General features: G+C 69.9%; 21 protein-coding genes and 1 tRNA gene. 7 read left to right on the top strand and 15 right to left on the bottom strand.

Going from position 1 to position 21,893, the window contains the following annotated elements:
* Positions 1-2 precede the first annotated feature (2 nt).
* The 14 genes from glyA to ACGFSA_RS15430 form a co-directional block, all read right to left on the bottom strand.
* Positions 3-1,268, bottom strand: coding sequence for a serine hydroxymethyltransferase (gene glyA / locus ACGFSA_RS15495; protein ID WP_393304357.1), 1,266 nt, complete (start codon positions 1,266-1,268; stop codon positions 3-5).
* An 89-nt stretch (positions 1,269-1,357) separates the two neighbouring features.
* Positions 1,358-1,999 (bottom strand): protein-tyrosine-phosphatase, encoded by a 642-nt coding sequence (locus tag ACGFSA_RS15490; protein ID WP_326817764.1) that lies wholly within the window; start codon positions 1,997-1,999, stop codon positions 1,358-1,360.
* Positions 1,996-2,643 (bottom strand): L-threonylcarbamoyladenylate synthase, encoded by a 648-nt coding sequence (locus ACGFSA_RS15485; RefSeq protein ID WP_114246670.1) that lies wholly within the window; start codon positions 2,641-2,643, stop codon positions 1,996-1,998. The genes ACGFSA_RS15490 and ACGFSA_RS15485 overlap by 4 nt, the downstream gene beginning before the upstream one ends.
* 64 nt (positions 2,644-2,707) lie before the next feature.
* Entirely contained in the window at positions 2,708-3,553 is an 846-nt protein-coding gene (gene prmC / locus ACGFSA_RS15480) for a peptide chain release factor N(5)-glutamine methyltransferase (protein WP_358857407.1), read from the bottom strand.
* Between the two features lie 40 nt (positions 3,554-3,593).
* Entirely contained in the window at positions 3,594-4,670 is a 1,077-nt protein-coding gene (gene prfA / locus ACGFSA_RS15475; RefSeq protein WP_393304354.1) for a peptide chain release factor 1, read from the bottom strand.
* Between the two features lie 184 nt (positions 4,671-4,854).
* On the bottom strand, positions 4,855-5,079 hold the full coding sequence (rpmE, locus tag ACGFSA_RS15470; RefSeq protein ID WP_037689259.1) for a 50S ribosomal protein L31: 225 nt from the start codon (positions 5,077-5,079) through the stop codon (positions 4,855-4,857).
* 182 nt (positions 5,080-5,261) lie between these two features.
* A complete protein-coding gene (locus ACGFSA_RS15465) occupies positions 5,262-6,365 on the bottom strand; it encodes an LCP family protein (protein WP_393304351.1) in 1,104 nt (367 codons plus the stop codon).
* A gap of 369 nt (positions 6,366-6,734) precedes the next feature.
* Positions 6,735-8,741 (bottom strand): transcription termination factor Rho, encoded by a 2,007-nt coding sequence (rho, locus tag ACGFSA_RS15460; protein ID WP_393304349.1) that lies wholly within the window; start codon positions 8,739-8,741, stop codon positions 6,735-6,737.
* A gap of 384 nt (positions 8,742-9,125) precedes the next feature.
* Positions 9,126-10,043, bottom strand: a complete 918-nt coding sequence (gene thrB / locus ACGFSA_RS15455; protein ID WP_393304347.1) for a homoserine kinase — start codon at positions 10,041-10,043, stop codon at positions 9,126-9,128.
* Between the two features lie 259 nt (positions 10,044-10,302).
* Positions 10,303-11,373: a threonine synthase gene (gene thrC, locus ACGFSA_RS15450; RefSeq protein ID WP_393304345.1), complete on the bottom strand. Its 1,071-nt coding sequence runs from the start codon at positions 11,371-11,373 to the stop codon at positions 10,303-10,305.
* A 6-nt stretch (positions 11,374-11,379) separates the two neighbouring features.
* The gene (locus tag ACGFSA_RS15445; protein WP_393304343.1) at positions 11,380-12,735 is read right to left on the bottom strand and encodes a homoserine dehydrogenase; all 1,356 of its coding nucleotides are present in this window, start codon (positions 12,733-12,735) and stop codon (positions 11,380-11,382) included.
* A 96-nt stretch (positions 12,736-12,831) separates the two neighbouring features.
* Positions 12,832-14,223 (bottom strand): diaminopimelate decarboxylase, encoded by a 1,392-nt coding sequence (lysA, locus tag ACGFSA_RS15440; protein WP_393304341.1) that lies wholly within the window; start codon positions 14,221-14,223, stop codon positions 12,832-12,834.
* A gap of 23 nt (positions 14,224-14,246) precedes the next feature.
* Complete coding sequence (gene nrtL / locus ACGFSA_RS15435; RefSeq protein WP_393304339.1) at positions 14,247-15,311, bottom strand: ArgS-related anticodon-binding protein NrtL; 1,065 nt, start codon at positions 15,309-15,311, stop codon at positions 14,247-14,249.
* Positions 15,312-15,366: 55 nt separating this feature from the next.
* Entirely contained in the window at positions 15,367-15,801 is a 435-nt protein-coding gene (locus ACGFSA_RS15430; RefSeq protein ID WP_393304337.1) for a response regulator, read from the bottom strand.
* Positions 15,802-16,057: 256 nt separating this feature from the next.
* Between ACGFSA_RS15430 and ACGFSA_RS15425 the strand changes: the two genes are divergently transcribed.
* From ACGFSA_RS15425 to ACGFSA_RS15400, 6 genes are all read left to right on the top strand, one after another.
* Positions 16,058-16,129: transfer RNA gene (locus tag ACGFSA_RS15425), tRNA-Arg, on the top strand.
* A 679-nt stretch (positions 16,130-16,808) separates the two neighbouring features.
* Complete coding sequence (locus tag ACGFSA_RS15420) at positions 16,809-17,306, top strand: DUF1877 family protein (RefSeq protein ID WP_393304335.1); 498 nt, start codon at positions 16,809-16,811, stop codon at positions 17,304-17,306.
* A gap of 260 nt (positions 17,307-17,566) precedes the next feature.
* The gene (locus tag ACGFSA_RS15415) at positions 17,567-17,725 is read left to right on the top strand and encodes a hypothetical protein (protein WP_393304333.1); all 159 of its coding nucleotides are present in this window, start codon (positions 17,567-17,569) and stop codon (positions 17,723-17,725) included.
* 44 nt (positions 17,726-17,769) lie between these two features.
* On the top strand, positions 17,770-18,597 hold the full coding sequence (locus tag ACGFSA_RS15410; RefSeq protein WP_393304331.1) for an alpha/beta fold hydrolase: 828 nt from the start codon (positions 17,770-17,772) through the stop codon (positions 18,595-18,597).
* Between the two features lie 141 nt (positions 18,598-18,738).
* A complete protein-coding gene (locus ACGFSA_RS15405) occupies positions 18,739-19,002 on the top strand; it encodes a CopG family transcriptional regulator (RefSeq protein ID WP_393304329.1) in 264 nt (87 codons plus the stop codon).
* Positions 18,999-19,412, top strand: a complete 414-nt coding sequence (locus tag ACGFSA_RS15400) for a type II toxin-antitoxin system VapC family toxin (RefSeq protein WP_393304327.1) — start codon at positions 18,999-19,001, stop codon at positions 19,410-19,412. The genes ACGFSA_RS15405 and ACGFSA_RS15400 overlap by 4 nt, the downstream gene beginning before the upstream one ends.
* A 454-nt stretch (positions 19,413-19,866) precedes the next feature.
* Here the strand turns inward: ACGFSA_RS15400 and ACGFSA_RS15395 are convergent, their stop codons facing one another.
* Positions 19,867-20,094, bottom strand: coding sequence for a hypothetical protein (locus tag ACGFSA_RS15395; RefSeq protein WP_393304325.1), 228 nt, complete (start codon positions 20,092-20,094; stop codon positions 19,867-19,869).
* Positions 20,095-20,419: 325 nt separating this feature from the next.
* Between ACGFSA_RS15395 and ACGFSA_RS15390 the strand changes: the two genes are divergently transcribed.
* Positions 20,420-21,841 (top strand): ATP-binding protein, encoded by a 1,422-nt coding sequence (locus ACGFSA_RS15390; RefSeq protein WP_393304323.1) that lies wholly within the window; start codon positions 20,420-20,422, stop codon positions 21,839-21,841.
* Positions 21,842-21,893: the final 52 nt, after the last annotated feature.

The following is a 21,893-nucleotide window of genomic DNA, read 5'->3' as shown; positions in this document are numbered from 1 at the left end:
GTCTAACCCGGATAGGGAGGATATTTCCCGGCCAGTTCCCTCACCTCGGCGCGGACGTCGCCTTCCTCACGTACCGCAGCCCCGAAGAGCACCGCGAGCCGTGCCATGTCGGTGACGTTCATGCCCTGGGTGGTGACCGCGGCAGTGCCGAGCCTGATGCCCCGGGCGTCCCCGTAAGGCAGCGCGCAGGTGTCCAGCACCACGCCCGCCGCCGCGAGGCGTTCGCGGGCGGTGCGGCCGTCGACGCCCAGTGGCGCCGGGTCCGCGACGATCAGGTGGGTGTCCGTGCCGCCGGTGGTCACCTCGAACCCCTCGGCCTCCAGACCGGCCGCCAGGACCCGGGCGTGTGCCACCACCTGATGGGCGTACGTGGTGAACGCCGGTGTTGCCGCCTCGCCGAACGCGACCGCCTTCGCCGCGATCGTGTGCATCTGCGCGCCGCCCTGGGTGAACGGGAAGACCGCCCGGTCGATCCGCTCGGCCAGTTCCGACCCGCACAGGATCATGCCGCCGCGCGGACCGCGCAGCACCTTGTGCGTGGTGGCGCACACCACGTCGGCGTACGGGACGGGACTGGGCGCCGCTCCCCCGGCGATCAGCCCCATCGGGTGCGCGGCGTCGGCGATCAGATACGCGCCGACCTCGTCGGCGATCTCGCGGAACGTCTCGTAGTCGGGATGGCGGGGGTACGAGATCGAGCCGACGACGATCGCCTTGGGCCGGTGTGCCCGGGCCAGGGTGCGCACCTGCTCGTAGTCGATCAGGCCGCTCTCCGAGTCGACCCCGTACCCGACGAACTCGAACCACCGGCCGGAGAAGTTGGCGGGCGAGCCATGGGTGAGATGTCCGCCGTACGGGAGTCCCATCGCGAGCACCGTGTCGCCGGGGCGCAGCAGGGCCGCGTACGCCGCCAGGACGGCCGAGGAGCCGGAGTGCGACTGAACGTTCGCGTGCTCGGCGCCGAAGAGCGCGGTGGCCCGCTGGACGGCGATGAGTTCGGCGGCGTCGGCCAGCTCGCAGCCGCCGTGATGGCGGGCGCCGGGGTAGCCCTCGGCGTACTTGTTGGCGAGCGGTGAGCCGAGGGCGGCGAGTACCGCGGGCGAGGTGAAGTTCTCGGCGGCGATCAGCTGCAGCGTGCTCGACTGCCGGTGCAGCTCCCCCAGCAGCACGTCGGCGATTTCCGGGTCTCCCCGGAGCAGGGCGCCGAAGTCCTGCGGCAGGGCTGTGACGGGGGCGGAGGAGGGGGCGGCGGGAGTGGTGACCGACATCTGACGGCTCCGGGCCTGGAAAGGGGGATGCGTTGGCGTCGGATCCAATGTAGGCCGCTACGCGTGCGCCCGCCCGCTGCCCGGGCGCGTCAGTGCGGGGCCGGTACGCCCGTCAGTGCGGTGACCACCGGGTCGAGCGCCTGGTTGATCTCGTCGCCGATGGAACGGAAGAACGTGATCGGGGCGCCGTACGGGTCGTAGACCTCGTCCGCCTCGGCAGTGGGGGCCAGCAGCCAGCCGCGCAGCGCGGCGGCCGCACGGACCAGCGCACGGGCGCGTTCGACGACGCCCTCGTCGCGCGGGTCGGGCAGCGTCGCGGGGTCTATGGCCCGGACCAGCCGGGTGAATTCCTTGAGCGTGAACGTCCTCAGGCCGGCCGAGTGACCCATCGAGATCACCTGGGCGCGGTGGTCCCGGGTGGCGGTCAGGACGAGGTCGGCGCGGATCACGTGCTCGTCGAGGAGTTCGCGGCCGACGAAGCCGGTGGCATCGGCGCCGAAGTCGGCGAGGACGATCTCGGCGTTGGCTTCCATCGGGGCGCCTTCGTGCCCCCAGGTGCCCGCGCTCTCCACGATCAGGCCGCCGCTGAGCGGGTCGCCGAGCCGGTCCACCAGGGCATGGCGGGTCAGCCGCTCGGTGATCGGCGAGCGGCAGACGTTGCCGGTGCTGACGTGGAGGATGCGGAAGGTGTCGGTCCGCCCCGCTATGCCACGCCCCTCAGGGGCGGTCAATTGGCCACCTCGAGGTCGGGTACCACCTTGCGGAGTTCCTCGACGGAGAGGGCTCCGGCCCGCAGCAGGACCGGGACCTTGCCGGTGACGTCGACGATCGAGGACGGCACGATGCCGGGCGTCGGGCCGCCGTCGAGGTAGACGGAGACGGAGTCGCCGAGCATCTCCTGGGCGGCGTCGCAGTCCTCGGGAGCCGGGTGTCCGGTGAGGTTGGCGCTGGAGACGGCCATCGGGCCGACCTCGGTGAGCAGTTCGATGGCGACCGGGTGCAGCGGCATCCGGATGGCGACGGTGCCGCGGGTGTCGCCGAGGTCCCACTGGAGCGAGGGCTGGTGCTTGGCGACGAGCGTGAGGGCTCCCGGCCAGAAGGCGTCGACGAGCTCCCAGGCCTGCTCGGAGAAGTCCGTGACGAGGCCGTGCAGGGTGTTCGGGGAGCCGATCAGGACAGGGGTCGGCATGTTGCGGCCGCGGCCCTTGGCGTCGAGCAGGTCGGCGACGCCCTCGGAACTGAACGCGTCGGCACCGATCCCGTACACGGTGTCGGTGGGCAGCACGACCAGTTCTCCGCGGCGGACGGCGGACGCGGCTTCACGCAGACCCGTCGTACGGTCGGTCGCGTCGTTGCAGTCGTATCGCCGTGCCATCAGCCGGCCTCCTCAAGCATGTACGGGTATGGCGGGTACGGGTCGTGCGGGTACGGGGCGCCGGTCACGGCATGGCCTTGCGGGCCGTCGCGAACCGGGGCCGTCGGTTCAGATCGGGGTGGTCGGCCGCGTCGGCCCAGCCCCGCTCCTCGGTGAAGATCCACGGCACCTGGCCGCCCTGGGTGTCGGCGTGCTCGATGACGACGAGGCCACCGGGGCGCAGCAGGCGGTGCGCGGTGCGTTCGAGGCCGCGGATGGTGTCGAGACCGTCCTCGCCGGAGAAGAGCGCCATCTCCGGATCGTGGTCACGGGCCTCGGGTGCCACGTACTCCCACTCGGTGAGCGGGATGTACGGCGGGTTGGAGATGACCAGGTCGACCTGGCCGTCGAGCTCGGGAAGGGCCGTCAGAGCGTCTCCGCGGTGCACGGTGACCCGAGACCCCTCGGCGTTCTTCCGCGTCCATCTGAGGGCGTCCTCGGAGAGCTCCACGGCGTGCACGCGCGAGCGCGGCACCTCCTGGGCCATGGCGAGGGCGATGGCGCCCGATCCCGTGCACAGGTCGACGATCAGCGGCTCGACGACGTCCATCGCCCGGACGGCGTCTATCGCCCAGCCGACGACCGACTCGGTCTCCGGGCGGGGCACGAAGACTCCGGGGCCGACCTGGAGCTCCAGGTAGCGGAAGAAGGCGCGGCCGGTGATGTGCTGGAGCGGTTCGCGGGCCTCGCGGCGGGCGATGGTCTCCCAGTACCGGGCGTCGAAGTCCTCGTCCGGCACCAGGTGCAGCTCGCCCCGCTTGACGCCGTGCACGAACGCGGCGAGTTCCTCCGCGTCGAATCGCGGCGAGGGTACACCGGCGTCGGCCAGCCGCTGGGTGGCCTGGGCCACCTCGGCGAGCAGCAGGTTCATCGCGGTTCTCCGTACGGGTTCACGGGCGGGGCGGGCGTTCTTATGCGGCGGCAAGCTTGGCGGCGGAGTCGGCGTCGACACAGGCCTGGATCACGGCGTCCAGCTCCCCGTCGAGCACCTGGTCCAAGTTGTACGCCTTGAAGCCGACGCGGTGGTCCGAGATCCGGTTTTCCGGGAAGTTGTACGTACGGATCTTCTCGGAACGGTCGACGGTGCGCACCTGACTGCGCCGGACGTCCGAGGCTTCCTGCTCGGCCGCTTCCTGGGCCGCGGCAAGCAGTCGCGAACGCAGGATACGCATCGCCTGCTCCTTGTTCTGGAGCTGGCTCTTCTCGTTCTGGCAGGAGGCGACGACACCGGTCGGCAGGTGCGTGATGCGGACGGCGGAGTCCGTGGTGTTGACGGACTGGCCGCCGGGGCCCGAGGACCGGTAGACGTCGATACGGAGATCGTTGGCGTGGATCTCGACGTCGACCTCCTCCGCCTCGGGCGTGACGAGCACACCGGCGGCGGAGGTGTGGATACGTCCCTGCGACTCGGTGGACGGCACGCGCTGCACGCGGTGCACCCCGCCCTCGTACTTCAGCCGGGCCCACACGCCCTGGCCGGGCTCGGTGGCGCCGTTGCCGCCCTTGGTCTTCACCGCGACCTGGACATCCTTGTAGCCGCCGAGCTCGGACTCGGTGGAGTCGATGATCTCGGTCTTCCAGCCGATGCGCTCGGCGTACCGCAGATACATGCGCAGCAGATCGCCGGCGAAGAGGGCCGACTCGTCGCCGCCCGCGCCCGCCTTGATCTCCAGGAGTACGTCCTTGTCGTCACTGGGGTCGCGCGGGACCAGGAGGAGGCGGAGCTTCTCGGTGAGCTCCTCGCGCTGCTTCTCCAGATCCTTGACCTCGGCGGCGAATTCGGGGTCGTCCGCGGCGAGCTCGCGGGCGGTTCCGATGTCGTCACCGGTCTGCTTCCAGGAGCGGTACGCACCGACGATCGGGGTCAGCTCGGCGTAGCGCTTGTTGAGCTTGCGCGCGTTGGCCTGGTCGGCGTGGACCGCGGGATCCGCGAGCTTCTTCTCAAGATCGGCCTGTTCGCCGATCAGTTCCTCGACCGCCTCGAACATCGGGGGCTCCTGGGGGTGGGGTATCCCCTGCTCATTAAGAGCTTGGGGAAGTTACTCGATACGCCTGCTGAACGGCGTCGTGCTGTCCGGGCGGGGTACGGAGGATCCCGTACACCCGGCCGGAAAAAAACGCCGGCCTCGGCGCCCCCGGGAAGAGGGCGCCAAGGACCGGCGCAAGAGCTCGCTACTTGCTGGCGGAGCCTGCAGCCTTGCCGAAGCGGGCCTCGAAGCGGGCCACACGGCCACCGGTGTCGAGGATCTTCTGCTTGCCCGTGTAGAACGGGTGGCACTCGGAGCAGACGTCGGCGCGGATGTTGCCGCCGCCGATGGTGCTCCGGGTGGTGAACGACGCGCCACAGGTGCAGCTGACCTGCGTCTCGACGTACTCGGGGTGAATGTCGCGCTTCAAGGGTGTCTCCTAGGTTCGGGAGGGCGCCGGGTCGCACGCGCGGATTTGCGCATCCGTGAACCGGGGCCGACGTACCAGTCTGCCAGGACCGGCCGTATCTCCCAAAACCGGGGGCGGGCCGCAACTATTCCCGACCGGTCGGGAACACATCGTGTCTGTCCTGTTACTGATGTGACGGAGGTCTACTGGACGACCTTGCCGGCCACGCCCTTGTCGCCCGCCGACTTCTCGGTGGCGGAGGCCGGGATCGGCTTGTCGTGCTTGAGGGCGGTCCACACCTGCTGCGCGGACTCCTCCAGCGGAACGACGCGGTTCGGGTCGGCCGGGTCGTACTGCACGGGCATCGTCACCATGGTGACGTTCTTCGCGCCGAGCCCCTTGAGACCGGTGGCGAAGCCGGTGAGCTTCTGGACCGAACCCAGGTCGGAGTCGGTGGTGACGGCCTTCGTCGCCGTGTCCGCGAGGTCGAACAGGGTCTTCGGGTTCGAGAACACCCCGACACTCTTCACCTGTTCCATCAGCGCCTTGATGAACGCCTGCTGGAGCTGGATGCGGCCGAGGTCACTGCCGTCGCCGATGCTCTTGCGGGTGCGGACCAGGCCGAGCGACTGCTCCCCGTCGAGGGTGTGGGTGCCGGGCTGCAGATGCAGATGGCTCTTGGAGTCGTCGATCGCCTGGGTGGTGGTGATCTTGACGCCGCCGAGCTGGTCGATGAGCTTCTTGAAACCGGTGAAGTCGACCTCGACGTAGTGGTCCATGCGGATGCCGGACATCGACTCGACGGTCTTGACCGCGCAGGCCGGTCCGCCGACCTCGTACGCCGTGTTGAACATCGCGCGCTGCTGGCCCGCGACCGTCTCACCGGTGGTGTCGCTCGTGCAGTCGGGGCGGGTGACGAGGGTGTCGCGCGGGATGGAGACGACACTTGCCGTCTTGTGACCCTTGTTGACGTGCACGACCATCGCGGTGTCCGAGCGGGCGGTGCCTTCGTCCACGCCGTACGCGGAGTTCGCGCCGGAGCGGGAGTCGGAGCCGAGGACGAGGATGTCCTGCGAGCCGTTGTCGGCGTCGGCGGGGCGGTTCTTGCCGAGCGCGGCGTTGATGTCGACGGCCTTGAGATTGCCGTTGAGCTTCAGGTACGCGTATCCCAGCCCCGCACCGCCGACGACGACCACACCGGCCGCGGTCCAGGCGGCCATGACCGTGGCCCTGCGGCGGCGGGACGGCTTCCTCCGGCGCTTGCCGGTGCCGCGTATCCGGGTGCTTCTCCCGCTCTGCCCGGTCATCCGTCTCCCTCGATCCTCGCTTGCTCCCGGCTACCCCTTGCTGTGGTGTTCGGGCACTGGTTGTGTCGCTTTGTCGCTACTTCATAGGACGACGTGACTCGGAGAAGGGTTGCACAGCGACCTGTGATGCCCATGTGGACGGAACCCGCACGCAGCGCCGGTGAACAGTCAGTGACCCCGCGCCCACCTGCGGTTTCTTGCCAGCTACAGCCAATTCGGGCGCGGGGGCGGAACGGTCGCCGTGTGGCGAAGGTCTCGGATCGGGCGGTTCGAGCGAAACACCGGGAAAAAGGGCCGACCCCGTCACCGAAGTGGCGGGGTCGGCCCTTTTGACGACCGGCGGTCCAGGACTGCCGGGACGGTACGAGGTCAGTCGTTGCCGTTGCCCGGGGCGGGCGTCGTCTTCTGGATCTGGAGCAGGAACTCCGCGTTGGACTGGGTCTTCTTCATCCGGTCCAGGAGCAGCTCGATCGCCTGCTGCTGGTCGAGCGCGTGGAGCACCCGGCGCAGCTTCCAGACAATCGCCAACTCGTCGCTGCCGAGCAGGATTTCTTCCTTACGGGTGCTGGACGCGTCGACGTCCACCGCCGGGAAGATGCGCTTGTCCGAGAGCTTCCGGTCGAGCTTGAGCTCCATGTTGCCGGTGCCCTTGAACTCCTCGAAGATCACCTCGTCCATGCGCGAGCCGGTCTCGACGAGCGCGGTGGCCAGGATGGTCAGCGAGCCGCCGTCCTCGATGTTGCGCGCGGCACCGAAGAAGCGCTTCGGCGGGTACAGCGCGGTCGAGTCGACACCACCGGACAGGATGCGGCCGGATGCCGGGGCCGCGAGGTTGTACGCGCGGCCGAGGCGGGTGATCGAGTCCAGCAGGACGACCACGTCGTGACCCAGCTCGACGAGACGCTTGGCGCGCTCGATGGCCAGCTCGGCGACGGTGGTGTGGTCCTCGGCGGGACGGTCGAAGGTCGAGGAGATGACCTCGCCCTTCACCGACCGCTGCATGTCGGTGACCTCTTCCGGACGCTCGTCGACCAGGACGACCATCAGGTGGCACTCGGGGCTGTTGACGGTGATCGCGTTGGCGATCGCCTGCAGGATCATGGTCTTGCCGGTCTTCGGCGGGGCCACGATCAGGCCTCGCTGGCCCTTGCCGATGGGAGCGACCAGGTCGATGATCCGCGTCGTCAGGACGTTGGAGTCGGTCTCCAGACGGAGCCGGTCCTGCGGGTAGAGCGGGGTCAGCTTCTGGAACTCCGGGCGGCCGCGGCCGGATTCGGGCGCCATTCCGTTGACGGAGTCGAGGCGGACGAGCGCGTTGAACTTCTCGCGGCGCTCGCCGTCCTTGGGCTGGCGCACCGCGCCGGTGACGTGGTCACCCTTGCGCAGGCCGTTCTTGCGGACCTGGGCGAGCGAGACGTACACGTCGTTCGGGCCCGGCAGGTAGCCGGATGTCCGGATGAACGCGTAGTTGTCGAGGATGTCCAGGATGCCCGCGACGGGGATCAGGACGTCGTCGTCGGTGACCGGCGGTGCGTCGCTCGCGAAGTCGTCGCGGCCCCGACGGCCACGGCGGTCGCGGTAGCGGCCACGGCGGCCGCGACGGCCACCTGCCTCGTCGTCGTAACCGTCGTCCTGCGGGCCGCCGCCACCCTGCTGGCTCTGCCCCTGGCCCTGGCGCTGCTGGCGCTGGCCGCCCTGCTGACCCTGGCCACCGCCCTGCTCGTCGCCCCTGCCACGGCGGTCGCGCTGACGGTCACGGCGGTCGCCGCGCTCACCGCGGTCGCCACGCTCACCGCGCTGACCGCGGTCGCCACGGCGGCCCTCGGCGGTGTCCACGGCGGCTTCGGCCTTCGCCTCGGAGCGGTCCTCGCTCTTCGGCTCGGCCGGCGTCTCCACCTTGGCCTCGGCCTTGGGCTCCGCCTTGGTTTCCGGGCTGCCCGCCTGCGCGGTCGCACGGCGCCGACGACGCTCGCCCGCGGGCTGGTCGTCACTGGCCGGCTGGCCGGGGATGTCGATCTGCTGCTGAGCCGTGGCCTTCTCGGCGGGCGCGGCGGCGGACTCGTCCCCGGTGCGCGACTTGGAGGTGGCGCGCCGCTTGGGCTTGGTCTCGGCGGGCGCGGCAGCGGCCTTGGGCGCAGCACTGCCGGCCTGCGCCTCCTTGATGACCTCGATCAGCTGGCCCTTGCGCATCCGCGCAGTGCCCTTGATGCCGAGGCCGGACGCGACCTGCTGCAGCTCGGCCAGGACCATGCCATCGAGGCCGGTGCCGGAGCGGCGGCGCCGTGCGGTGGTGCCAGTGGCAGCACCTTCGGCGGGCGCGGCGCTGTCGACAGTCTTGTCGGCAGTCACGCCCATCAGATCGGTGGTGTCGCTCACGAAGGGTCCTTCCCTGGAGCGGACGTCGGCCTTCTGGCTCGGCGACCGGTTGTGCTGTCCGGCTGCGGTCTTTTGATCTTGCGGACCGTGCCGGGGCGGTGGACCGCCGGGTACGGCGGAGAGATGAATGTGCAAGGGTCCGGCGCGAGCATCCCCCTGCTCGGCCCACTCCTGGACAAGCGAGGGGTGTCGTGCCGGTTCCGGAGCGTGCTCGAAACTGCTCAGGCAGGCTGCTCAGGCAGTTGGGGAGGCTCTCGGAAGAAATGGTGGCCCCGGAAAGGGACACGAAGCAACGCGCCACATAGACGTCGGTTGCAGACTTGAGGTTAACACTACCGGCTCCAACAAACATTCCCCCTCTCACTCACCGGCAATCACTTCTCGCTACGGGGCGAGCGGCAGCACACTCGCGCCCGGGGCGTCGAGAGTGAGCCGGTTGGCCGCCCATCCCTCGCCCGCCAGCCGTGCGACCTTGTCGGCCGCACCGTCCTCGGCCAGCGCGAGCACGGTCGGCCCGGCGCCGGAGATGACTGCAGGGACGCCGTCGGCGCGCAGTCGGTTGACAAGTTCCACGCTCTCCGGCATCGCCGGGGCCCGGTATTCCTGGTGCAGTCGGTCCTCGGTCGCGGCGAGCAGCAGCTCCGGGCGCCGGGTCATGGCCTCGACGAGGAGCGCCGCACGGCCTGCGTTGAACGCGGCGTCGACGTGCGGGACGGTGCGCGGCAGCAGTCCGCGGGCGGTCTCGGTGAGCACCGGCTTGCCAGGGACGAAAACCACCGGAACGATGGAATCAGCGGGATCCATCCTGATCGCCCGGGCGGATCCGCCGTCCATCCAGGCCAGCGTGAAGCCGCCCAGCAGGCATGCGGCGACGTTGTCGGGGTGGCCCTCGATCTCGGTGGCGAGTTCCAGCAGGGCCGCGTCGTCGAGCCGGGCGTCGCCGCCGATGGTCACGGCGCGGGCCGCGACGATGCCGGCGCAGATGGCGGCGGAGGAGGAGCCGAGGCCGCGCCCGTGCGGGATGCGGTTGGCGCAGACGATCTCCAGGCCGCGGGGCTGTCCGCCGAGCAGGTCGAAGGCGGTGCGCAGTGAGCGCACGAGGAGGTGACTCTCGTCGCGGGGCAGGGTGTCGGCACCCTCGCCGGCGATGTCGATGTGCAGCCCGGAGTCGGCGACGCGGACGACGACGTCGTCGTAGAGCCCCAGCGACAGGCCGAGGGCGTCAAAACCCGGGCCCAGGTTGGCGCTGGTAGCGGGGACGCGCACCCGGACGGCGGCGGCTCGGAAGGCGGGACCGGCCATCGCTTCGACGACTCTCCTTGTGAGGCAGCGGGGGTGTGTTGCGGCGGGGATTGTGGCGGTGGATCTTTCGTAAGCCTGTGGAGAACCCGATGGCCACGACGGCAGCACCGCGGCAGGTGCGGCGTGGCAGGTTGGGTACAGCTTATCGAAGGAAGGTTCTGTCGCGACATAGGGCGCACAGGAGGCGCACGATGCGTGTCGCACGCCTCCCATGCGCTCTCCGCCCCGGAAAGGGGCGGTCGAGCTGCTGCTGCCCCGATCAGGCGAGGCCCAGCTTCTCCGCGGCGGTGGCCGCGTCGACCGGTACGGTGACCGGCTGCGGGGCACCTGCGACGGCCCAGTCGGGATCCTTCAGGCCGTTGCCGGTGACCGTGCAGACGATCTTCTGGCCCGGGTCGACCTTGCCCTCTTCGGCGGCCTTGAGCAGACCGGCGACCGAAGCGGCCGAGGCGGGCTCGACAAAGACGCCCTCCTGGGAGGCCAACAGCCGGTAGGCGGCCAGGATCTGACGGTCCGTGACCTCGTCGATGAAGCCGCCCGACTCGTCCCGCGCGGCCAGCGCGTACTGCCAGGAGGCCGGGTTGCCGATCCGGATCGCGGTGGCGATGGTCGACGGGTCCTTGACGACCTCGCCGCGGACGATGGGCGCGGAGCCGGAGGCCTGGAAGCCCCACATGCGTGGCTTGTGCGTGGACATCGCGTCCGTCGCGTACTCCGTGTAACCCTTCCAGTACGCGGTGATGTTGCCCGCGTTGCCGACCGGCAGGACGTGGATGTCCGGGGCGTCGCCGAGCGCGTCGACAATCTCGAACGCCGCGGTCTTCTGGCCCTCGATCCGGACCGGGTTGACCGAATTGACCAGAGCCACCGGATAGTTGTCCGAGAGCGAACGGGCCAGCGTCAGGCAGTCGTCGAAGTTGCCGTCGACCTGCAGGATCTTGGCGCCGTGGACGAGCGCCTGGCCCATCTTGCCGAGCGCGATCTTGCCCTGCGGCACGAGGACGGCGCAGACCATGCCGGCCCGCACCGCGTAGGCGGCGGCGGAGGCGGAGGTGTTGCCGGTGGAGGCGCAGATGACGGCCTGCGCGCCCTCCTCCTTGGCCCGGGTGATCGCCATCGTCATCCCGCGGTCCTTGAAGGACCCGGTGGGGTTGGCGCCCTCCACCTTGAGGTGCACCTCGCAGCCCGTACGCTCGGAGAGGACCTGAGCGGGAACGAGCGGCGTACCTCCCTCACGAAGCGTGACGACCGGCGTCGTGCTCGTGACCGGAAGGCGGTCCCGGTACTCCTCGATGATGCCGCGCCACTGGTGGGTGCCCTTGGTGGTCATGGGTCCTTACTCCCCTTCAACACGCATGATGCTGGCGACACCGCGCACGGTGTCGAGCTTGCGCAGCGCCTCGACTGTCGCCGAGAGGGCGGCGTCGGGCGCGCGGTGGGTGACGACGACGAGGGATGCCTCGCCGCCTCCGCCCGCCCGTCGCCCGCCGCCACCGTGCTCGATGGCGACTTCGTCGCCGCTGCCTGAATTTCGGCCCTGCTGGCGGACCGTATCGATGGATACGCCCTGTTCGGCGAAGACCGCCGCGACCTGGGCGAGTACGCCGGGCTTGTCGGCCACGTCGAGGCTGATGTGGTACCGCGTGACGACCTCGCCCATGGGGCTGACCGGCAGACGCGTGTACGCGGACTCTCCGGGGCCGGTGGCCTCGCCGAGCTTGTTGCGGCAGACCGCGACCAGGTCGCCGAGGACCGCGGAGGCGGTCGGCGAGCCACCGGCGCCGGGGCCGTAGAACATCAGCTGCCCGGCGGCCTCCGCCTCGACGAAGACCGCGTTGTACGCCTCGCGGACGGAGGCCAGCGGGTGGCTGAGCGGGATCATCGCGGGGTGCACGCGCGCGGTGACGGACTGCCCGTCGGCGGCCCGCTCGCAGATGGCGAGGAGCTTGACGGTGCAGCCCATGCGGCGGGCCGAGGCGATGTCGGCGGCGGTGACCTCGGTGATGCCCTCGCGGTGCACCTCACCGATCCTCACCCGGGTGTGGAAGGCGATCCCGGCAAGGATCGCGGCCTTGGCGGCGGCGTCGAAGCCCTCGACGTCGGCGGTCGGGTCGGCCTCGGCGTACCCGAGGGCGGTGGCCTCGTCGAGCGCCTCGGAGTAGCCGGCGCCGCTGGTGTCCATCTTGTCGAGGATGAAGTTGGTCGTTCCGTTGACGATGCCGAGCACCCGGTTGACCTTGTCGCCGGCGAGGGACTCGCGCAGCGGCCGGACGAGCGGAATGGCGCCGGCGACGGCCGCCTCGTAGTAGAGGTCCCGGCCGTGCTGCTCGGCGGCGGCGTGCAGTGCGGCGCCGTCCTCGGCGAGCAGCGCCTTGTTGGCGGAGACGACGCTCGCGCCGTGCTCGAAGGCGGTGGTGATGAGCGTGCGGGCGGGCTCGACGCCGCCGATGACCTCGATGACGACGTCGATGTCGCCCCGTTTGACCAGGGCGGTCGCATCGGTGGTGATGAGTGCGGGGTCGATGCCCTCGCGCACCTTGGAAGGGCGGCGGACGGCCACGCCGGCGAGCTCCACGGGCGCTCCGATGCGCGCGGCGAGATCGTCGGCGTGCGTCGTCATGATGCGCGCCACCTCTGAGCCGACCACTCCACAGCCCAGCAGCGCCACCTTCAGCGGACGCGTACGCATCATCCGACCTCGTTTCTCATACATGCTCATGTGTGGACCAGTCTCACTCACCGGACGGGCGTTTCTGCCACCCGTCCGGATCCTGAGACATATATTTCATCAGCCGACATCGAGACGCAGGAGATCTTCCTCCGTCTCCCGCCGGACGATCACGCGCGCCTCTCCGTCACGCACGGCGACGACGGGCGGGCGCAGCGCGTGGTTGTAGTTGCTCGCCATGGCGCGGCAGTAGGCGCCGGTGGCGGGCACCGCGATCAGGTCGCCGGGCGCGAGGTCCGACGGCAGGAACGCGTCCTTGACCACGATGTCGCCGCTCTCGCAGTGCTTGCCGACGACGCGGACGAGCAGGGGCTCGGCGTCGGAGCGGCGGGAGACGAGCGCGACGGAGTACTCGGCGTCGTACAGCGCGGTGCGGATGTTGTCCGACATGCCGCCGTCGACACTGACGTAGGTACGGAGCCCTTCGAGGTGCTTGACGGTGCCGACCTCGTACAGCGTGAACGCGGTGGGTCCGACGATGGCGCGGCCCGGCTCGACGGAGATCCGCGGGGTGGCGAGCCCGGCCGCCTCGCACTCGCGGGTCACGATGTCGCCGAGCGCCTTGGCGATCTCGTGCGGCTCGCGCGGGTCGTCGTCGGAGGTGTACGCGATGCCGAGACCACCGCCGAGGTCGATCTCCGGCAGCTCGATGCCGTGCTCGTCGCGCACCTCGGCGAGGAGCTGGACCACACGTCGGGCGGAGACCTCGAAGCCGGCCATGTCGAAGATCTGCGAGCCGATGTGCGAGTGGATGCCGATGAGTTCGAGCCCGTCGAGGGTGAGCGCCCGGCGGACCGCCTCGGCGGCCTCTCCCCCGGCCAGCGCGATGCCGAACTTCTGGTCCTCGTGCGCGGTGGCGATGAACTCGTGGGTATGCGCCTCGACGCCGACGGTCACCCGGATCTGTACGCGCTGCCGCTTGCCGAGCCGCTGCGCGACGTGCGAGACGCGGACGATCTCCTGAAACGAGTCGAGCACGATCCGCCCGACCCCGGCCTCGATGGCGCGCTCGATCTCGGCGACGGTCTTGTTGTTGCCGTGGAAGGCGATGCGTTCGGCGGGCATCCCGGCGTCGAGCGCGATGGTCAGTTCACCCCCGGAACAGACGTCGAGGTTGAGCCCCTCCTCGTGGATCCAGCGCACGACGGCCCGCGACAGGAACGCCTTTCCGGCGTAGAAGACATCGGCGTCCCGCCCGAAGGCGTCGGCCCAGGCGCGGCAGCGGGCGCGGAAGTCGCTCTCGTCGAGGAAGTAGGCGGGCGTCCCGAATTCCTCGGCCAGCCGGGTCACGTCGATCCCGCCGACGGCGACGACGCCGTCGTCGTTGCGGGAGACGGTGCGGGCCCAGACCTTCTCGTCGAGGACATTGAGGTCGGCGGGCGGGGCCGCGTAGTGGCCCTCGGTCAGGACGTCGGCGTGACGGGGACCGGCGGGGTGTGCGGATCGGCTCATGGTGCTCTGCTCTTTCAGGTCTCTCAGAGGACTTCGGGTGCGCTGACGCCGAGCAGGGACAGGCCGCCTGCGAGCACCGTCCCGGCAGCTTCGGCAACGGCCAGCCGGGAGCGGTGGGCGGCCGAGGGTTTCTCGTCGCCCTTGGGCAGCGGCGGGCAGGCGTCGTGGAAGTCGAAGAAGGCGTGCGCAACCTCTTCGAGCTGCCGGGCGAGCCGGTCGGGCGCGCGGTGACGGGCGGCGGCGGCGAGAGCCTGGGGGTAGTCGGCCAGCGTACGCAGCAGTGCGGGGGCGTCGACGTCCTCGTCGTACGTCCCGGTGAATCCGAGAAGGGCCGCGCCGCGGGTGAGGGCGCAGACCCGGGAGTGGGCGTAACGGACCAGGAAGAGCGGGTTGCCGGCGCCCTGGACGAGCAGCTCCGCACCGAGCGGGGCGTGGTCGTGCCCGGCCGGCCGCAGCAGTCCCCATCGGGTGGCGTCGGGACCGAGCCGCCGCAGCAGTTCCCCCGCGCCGGCACCGGCGGGAACGGGCCGGACGGTGGTGAGCGGAGTCGGCGGCTTCCCCTGTGCGTCGACGTGGACACCCAGCCGCGCCCAGTCCGGGTCGGGCGTCCCGTCGCAACCGGTACGCACCAGCGCGCCCTGCGTCCGCGCGATCGCGCGCAGCGTGTGGGTGGTGACCGCCGCCCGGACCTCGCGGGCGTGGCTGAACTGGAGGATGTCCCCGGCGAGCGCGTCCCCGTACCCGTACCGGGCCCCTCGCGCCAGCACCTCACGTACGAGTGCCTCGCGCGCCCGGACATCGGCCGACGCGTCGAGGGTGAAGCTCAGGAACCCGGGCCCGGTGACGTCGACCCGCCCGATCCCGGGCGCAGCGGCGACCCGGTCCCGCAGGATCTCGGCCACTTCCCTGGCCGGACGCGCGGCGGGCCCGGCCAACTGCAGTGCGACGGCGCAGGCGTAGTCCCCGGTCCCGCCGGGCCTGGTCCTCTCCACCCGCACGCGCGCGGGCACGGGCGCGCGCAGGACGTCCTCGTCGACCGCGCGGCGCACGGCGTGCAGCACGGTCCTGGAGAGATCGGCGGGGGTCACGGGACAAGCGTATGGGAGGGAGGGGGGCCTTTCGCGACCCGGTTTCGCCATGCGGTCAGCCCGCGGCGCTCTCCGCCCTCCCGGCACGGTGTCTGCCGTCGGTCGACGGCGGGGCCTCCCTGTTCGCCAACTGTCGTACGAGCCGCACCAGCTCGCTCGGCTCGAAGGGCTTCGCCAGGAAGGCGTCAACCCGGGCGGCGACGCCGCTGTCCACGTCGTACTGCGTACCGGCGCTGATGATCGCGACAGGCAGCCGGCTGGTCCGGGGATCGGAACGGAGCCGGGTGGCGGTCTGCAGACCGTCGAGCCGGGGCATGACGACATCAAGAGTGATCACATCCGGACAGACCTGATGCACCAGATCCAGACACTCGACACCGTCGGCCGCGGTCACGACCTCGAAGCCCTCAAGCTCAAGATTGACCCTGATCAACTGCCGGATGACCTTGCTGTCGTCGACAACAAGCACGCGGCCACACGCCCCTGACACACTTCAGAGGGTAGGTCGGGCGTAGGGGCTGCGTACGGGTTTTGCCCATTTCCGGCCCCGGACGGGTGGCGGGCGGACGGCACATGGCCGACACGGCGGGCCTGCGGACGAGCGCGCGACCGGGCAGGCGGCGCGGGGCACGGCAGCGCCGGGGCGCGGGGGTAACGCGCGACGGTGACCGCGCGGAAATACCTGTTCACGGACACCCGCCAGAAGCTGGTAGTGTTTCATTCGTCGCCAAGCAGTACGGCGATACGCCCCCGTAGCTCAGGGGATAGAGCATCGGCCTCCGGAGCCGGGTGCGCAGGTTCGAATCCTGCCGGGGGCACTTCGCAAGAAGTGCCAAAAAAGGCCTTCTGACCAGTGGAAACACTGAGCAGGGGGTCTTTTTCATGTTTCGGAAAGCCGGGGTACTCCGCCATGGCGGAGCCCGGCATGCGGACGCGCATACGCCTCTGCCGCACAGCACTCGGGCCAGGCTTGATCTCAGAGGTATGAGTGCGCGCTTTCGACGCTGGGTGCTCCGTCGAGGAAGCTGTCCAAGAGCCTGTCGTGCAGCCTGTCAAGGATCTCGTTCTCCGCATACGCGGCTCTGGCACGCAGGTGGAGCCTGCCCGTGAGCTGTGCGAACCGCTCACGCACGGAAGGCGGAGGCCATTGGACCGCCGTGGCCGCGAACGCGTTCCGGCTCAGTTCACGCTGAGATCTCCCGTGCAGCCTCATACCCGAGTCATGGGGACATGGGATCGAAGCATTCCCCCATCTGGACATTCGGGAGAATTCTCTTCCGTGGGACATCTGCGTACGGATGGCTACCTGTCCACAGCGGTCGATCTCGACGACACACGGCGCTCGGGTGTCGGAGGGCGTCCTGGCAGCGCCAGGCATCCCCCATTAAGAGACGGCATCCCCCATTAAGAGACGGGACGTCTCGCCGTCAGTGCCGTCGAGTAAGTTCCGTCCGTTCGGCCCGACCGGCGGGCCGCCGAACTGGGGGACTCGTCGCGGTGAGCATTCACCTACACCTCCGCGCTGTCGCGGAATCCGAGATCCGGGACGACCACACCTGGCTTGCGGCGTTCATGTCCGAGGCTTGGGATAACCACGCCGACGAGTACGCGGCAGGTATCGCCGACTCGATCGAGAAGGTCTTCAACTCCGTCAATGACCTCTACGCCGCGGCCGATGTCCTCGATACAGACGCCGATAAGCCCTGGACGCTGCCAATTTACGGCGGCCGCCCCGTGGCACACAGGGCTGATGCCAACCCCTCCAACCCGCCCCTGATGATTCTGGAGCCGCCTGGGGTGTCACAGGCCGCCGGCTTCCTCGCGACTGTCTCTTTCGACGAGCTGTGGAACGTTGCCAGTGCCAAGCTCGGCGGCCGTGTCCAGGAAGATGTGCAGGCCAGGCAGGAGCTCCTCGACCATCACAGGGACCTCCAAGGGTTCTACGGGCGGGCGACGTCAGCAGGCCACGCCGTGGTCAAAGCGGTGTGGGCTTGAGACGTGGTCACGTGCCAGTTACAGCCATTCGTTGATGACGGCGACCAGCACGGTCGCTTCGTAGGGGACAGCAAATTTGTCGTACCGGGTGGCGACGGCCCGGTGCCGCTTCAGCCGGTTGATCCCGCACTCGACCGCGTGACGCGCACGGTAGTCGGTCTTGTCGAACTTCGTTGGACGCGCTGCACGCCGATCCAGACTGGGACCGAGTCCTACCGCTACCAGTCCACCGAGGCAGACCGCCAGGCCAAGACACCGCGGTGACCGGCTTCCTCGCAGTCGCCACACAGCAGGGCCTGGTCGCCGACGCCCAAAGCATCGGGACCGTCAACCTCCGTGCCCTGAACCTGGACCTGCTCACCGAGCGTCATCGGACATGGGACAGCGCAGTGAACAAGCCGCGGGGCGAACCGGCGTGAGATCGAGCCCGAGGCATGTCAGATCCGGGCATTAGAGTCCCAGCATGATCTCGACTGGCCGCTCTGTCTCCTCCACCCCCGCGCAGCCGGCACGCGTCACCCTGGACATTGATGGGCGCCGTCTGTCCTTCCTCGACTTCGGTGGACCCGGCCGGCCCCTGCTGGCCCTGCACGGCCACTTCTCGGAGGGGCGGACCTTTGCCCACCTCGCTCGTGAGCTGGCGCCCGCCTGGCGGGTCATCGCACCCGATCAGCGTGGGCACGGAGAGTCGGACCGCCCGCTGGACTACGCCCGTCAGGGTTACATCGCGGACGCCGTCGCGGTCCTTGACCATCTCGGCCTCGGCCCAGTCGTCGTGCTCGGCCATTCACTGGGCGGCGTCAACGCCTACCAGCTCGCTGCCCGTTATCCGGAGCGTGTCCTTGCCTTGGTCATTGAGGACATCGGGGCCGTCGTGGATGACGATCTGTCCTTCTGTCTCGCCTGGCCCCACCGGGCACCGGGCCGGGCCGCCCTGATCGAGGAACTGGGGGAATCGGCTCGCTATCTAACCGATGCGATCCGTGAGTACGACGACGGCTGGGGCCTGGCCTTTCGCCCCGAGGACATGGTCGCCTCGCACCGACTGGTCAAGGGTGATCACTGGGACGACTGGCTGGCCACAAGTTGCCCAGCCCTCCTTGTCCACGGCATCCGCAGCGACACTCTCTCCGCCGACCACGCGGCAGTCATGACGAGCCGTCGCCCGCACACCCTCCTGGTCCACCTACCCACCGGTCACACGGTCCACGAGACCGACCCCGACGGATTCGCCACTGCCCTCCGCGCGTTCCTCGGAAGTCTTGAGATGCACGCACCAGCCCGGCATTGATCGCATAAAGGAGCCATTCTCGTTGCCCGAGTGGCTCCCATTCACCCTGTCGAAATCAGCGGGGGTGATCCCCTTTTTCCAGCTCCGCCCGATTTCCAGCTCCGCCCGAGCATCGGTAGGATCGCAGGTAGGATGAAGAGCATGAGTGAGCCTACCAGCAAGTACTCGATCACCATGCCCCGCGACATCGCCGAAGCCGCCAAGGCCCGCAGCGGCCCGTCGGGGCTGTCCGCCTACGTGGCTGCCGCCGTCGCCCGCCAGATCGAGCGCGACAACCTCAACGAGCTCATCCAGGTCGCCGAGGCCGAACACGGCCCCATCGCCGACGACGAGATCCGGTCCCTGCGCGACGAACTCCACCGGGCTCGAAGCGAGCAGGCGCGGGGCGGAGCGAACGCCGCGTGACCCGCTCCCCCGCCGTCCCCGGCGGCACCCTGGTCCTCGACAGCGAAGGACTGGCCAAGGCCGTCCTGCGTGACCGGGCGGTCACCACCTGGCTCGCCCTGGCCCGCACCGACGACCTGCGCGTGATCACATCCGCGGCCACCCTGGCGGAAGTGGTTCACCCGCGCATCAACCGCCCAGCCCTGGAATGGACGCTCTCCCGCCTCGTCGTCGAACCGGTCACCGAGGCGGTGGCCCGCCACGCCGCCGCCCTCCTCTCCAACGCCGGCCTGCACGGCCACAGGTATGCCATCGACGCCATGCTCAGCGCCACCGCCCTCGCGGCCCCCGGCCCGGTCACGGTGCTCACTTCCGACCCGGAGGGCCTCACCGCGCTGTGCGGGGCACGCGTCACCGCCATCAAGATCTGACCTCGGCAAGGCGGCCAACCGACTGCGGACACCGGGCCGGGTGGAGGCGACCGGTCCTCTCCGGAACTCGCACGGGTCACTGCCGACGCCGGACACCAATAGGCCGCACGCCATCCGGCGCACCAGCCGACCGCCCACCTCCGGGCTGCCACCCGGCCCGAACGGTCACCGGTTCCGCCGCGGGCAACCGAAGGGCCGGACCCTCGCCCAGGCCGATAACGACGGCGAGGCCGCCGGACGCGTACCGCTCACTGCGCACGCTGCGGACCGTTCGCCAGGCGCCCCATACGCGGACCGATTGACCGGGGCGGACGGTCACCGCCGCGACCTCGGTCTCCGGTGGTGCAGGAACAATGCCGGGGGCCGCTAGTGCGAGGTGGGCCGCCGGGCGAGGTGCCAGCCTGTGGGGCCGGCCCTTTTCCCAGCGACCTCCTCCCGAACCCGTCGTGCGGCGTTAACCGCAACGGGCTCTCCAGTGACTGCCGTGAGGCGCGGCTTCGTGGCCGTCGTGGATGCCTTCGTGGCCGGGCGGGGAGACCATGAGAGTCTTGCGCCGTTTCCTGGCCATGAGGACAGCCCAGTCGGGCTGCATCTGCCCGAGCCGGTCGAGGTCCGCGAGTCCGCGGATCTGGTGGACCTGGATTTTCGCGGTGTGCCCGCATAGTTCGCAGTGTCCGGCCATTAGCCGCTTGGTCGACTCCCTTCCACGAGGACGGGGTTGGGCGGGATCGCGGTCGGTCAGGACTGCGGCCTTGTGCTGTTTGAGTGGAATGCCGACGAACTGTGCCGCGAGCGGTTTCCTGCTCGGGGCGCGGGTGAAGCTGGGCGTCCCTGGACCGCCTCCGGCCAGGCGCGACGCGGCGACGGACGCGACTGTACGAGCCTGGAGGCGCCGGGTACGCGGTGTGCGGCGCGCGCCGCACGAGGGCCTGGGCAGAGAACTAGGCGTTACTATCATTGATGTTAGTAACGTAAATGTTCGCATCGGATGTCACTGGAGGCCGCGCATGGCGGATTTCGTGGGGCGGCAGGCCGAGCTGGCCACGCTTGAGCGCGAACTGGGCAAGGTCGCGGCCGGTGTCGGCCGGGAGCGCCCCGGCAGATGCGTGATGCTGCGAGGCCGTCGCCGCGTGGGCAAGTCCAGGCTGGTCGAGCGCTTCGCCGAGCGTTCCGGCGCACCGTTCCTCTTCTACGCCGCCACGGGGGCATCACCGGAGGCCGATCTCCAACGGCTGGCTCGGGACGCCGACGCGTCGACCCTGCCACTGGCGGGCCTCCTGGCCGGAGCCCGGCCGGCGAGCTGGGACGCCGCGTTCGACGTGCTGGCGGCGGCCCTGCCCCACGACATGACGAGCGTGGTCGTCCTGGACGAACTGCCGTATCTGATGGACGCGGACAACGCCTTCGAGGGTGTGCTGCAACGCGCCTGGGACCGGGTGCTGGAGACCAAGCCTGTGCTCCTCGTCCTCATCGGGTCCGACCTGTCGATGATGGAGGCGCTGAACAGCTACGGGCGCCCGTTCCACCAGCGCGGCCGCGAGATGGTCCTCGGACCGCTGAACCCCGCGGAAGTGGGCCGGATGCTCGGCCTCGACGCCGCGTCGGCCTTCGATGCCACCCTGGTCACAGGCGGCCTGCCGCTCATCTGCACGGAATGGAAGCACGGGGCGTGCCTGTGGGACTTCCTCGGGGAAGCCCTCAGCGACCCGGTCTCCGCTCTGCTGGTCTCGGCCGAGCGATCACTGGCGGCGGAGTTCCCCAAGGAGCTGCAGGCCCGTACGGTGCTGTCCGCGATCGGAAGCGGCGAGCGGACGTTCTCCAACATCGCCCGCGCGGCCGGCGGCCTGTCCGGCGCCTCGCTGCAACGGTCCCTCACCGCCCTCATGGACAAACGGATGGTCGCCGCCGAACTGCCCCTGTCCACCCGGCCGTCGAAGGACCGCCGCTACCGGGTCGCCGACCCGTACCTGCGTTTCTGGCTGAAACTGCTCGGCCCGGCCCTCCCGGAGATCGAGCGCGGCCGGGGCGACCTGACGCTGACCCGCATCAGGGACAACTGGACGAGCTGGCGCGGCCGGGCCGTCGAGCCCCTGGTGCGGGAGGCCCTGGCACGCCTGCTGCCTGACGGGAACCTCCCGGCCGCCCCGGCCATCGGCGGCTACTGGACGCGCACGAACGACGTGGAGATCGACATCGTGGGGGCGGACAGGGCCCCGATCGTCAAGGAGTTGCTGTTCGTCGGCTCGGTGAAGTGGCTGGAGAACTCCCCCTTCGACCGCCATGACCTGGCCGCACTGCACCGCCACCGGGCCGCACTGACGCCCGAACCGGTGCCGGTGGTCGCGGTCTCGCGCAGTGGGACCGACTGCGGGGCACTGGACGCGACGTACGGGCCTGCGGAGTTGCTGCAGGCGTGGGGCGGCGTTTGATCCCGCCCCTTACCGGGGAGCGACCGCGTGTGCTCCGCACACTCGGGTGCTC

The organism is Streptomyces sp. NPDC048496 (genome assembly GCF_043200055.1).
Taxonomy (GTDB): Bacteria; Actinomycetota; Actinomycetes; order Streptomycetales; family Streptomycetaceae; genus Streptomyces.
This window is presented reverse-complemented; position numbering and strand designations above follow the sequence as displayed.

What these genes read in the sequence shown, in the direction of transcription:
- glyA (WP_393304357.1), bottom strand. Translation starts at nt 1,268, where the DNA reads ATGTCGGTCACCACTCCCGCCGCCCCCTCCTCCGCCCCCGTCACAGCC.
- ACGFSA_RS15390 (WP_393304323.1), top strand. Translation starts at nt 20,420, where the DNA reads ATGGCGGATTTCGTGGGGCGGCAGGCCGAGCTGGCCACGCTTGAGCGC.
- prfA (WP_393304354.1), bottom strand. Translation starts at nt 4,670, where the DNA reads ATGTTCGAGGCGGTCGAGGAACTGATCGGCGAACAGGCCGATCTTGAG.
- ACGFSA_RS15485 (WP_114246670.1), bottom strand. Translation starts at nt 2,643, where the DNA reads ATGGCACGGCGATACGACTGCAACGACGCGACCGACCGTACGACGGGT.
- ACGFSA_RS15410 (WP_393304331.1), top strand. Translation starts at nt 17,770, where the DNA reads ATGATCTCGACTGGCCGCTCTGTCTCCTCCACCCCCGCGCAGCCGGCA.
- ACGFSA_RS15445 (WP_393304343.1), bottom strand. Translation starts at nt 12,735, where the DNA reads ATGATGCGTACGCGTCCGCTGAAGGTGGCGCTGCTGGGCTGTGGAGTG.
- ACGFSA_RS15465 (WP_393304351.1), bottom strand. Translation starts at nt 6,365, where the DNA reads ATGACCGGGCAGAGCGGGAGAAGCACCCGGATACGCGGCACCGGCAAG.
- ACGFSA_RS15405 (WP_393304329.1), top strand. Translation starts at nt 18,739, where the DNA reads ATGAGTGAGCCTACCAGCAAGTACTCGATCACCATGCCCCGCGACATC.
- thrC (WP_393304345.1), bottom strand. Translation starts at nt 11,373, where the DNA reads ATGACCACCAAGGGCACCCACCAGTGGCGCGGCATCATCGAGGAGTAC.
- prmC (WP_358857407.1), bottom strand. Translation starts at nt 3,553, where the DNA reads ATGAACCTGCTGCTCGCCGAGGTGGCCCAGGCCACCCAGCGGCTGGCC.
- ACGFSA_RS15395 (WP_393304325.1), bottom strand. Translation starts at nt 20,094, where the DNA reads ATGGCCGGACACTGCGAACTATGCGGGCACACCGCGAAAATCCAGGTC.
- thrB (WP_393304347.1), bottom strand. Translation starts at nt 10,043, where the DNA reads ATGGCCGGTCCCGCCTTCCGAGCCGCCGCCGTCCGGGTGCGCGTCCCC.
- lysA (WP_393304341.1), bottom strand. Translation starts at nt 14,223, where the DNA reads ATGAGCCGATCCGCACACCCCGCCGGTCCCCGTCACGCCGACGTCCTG.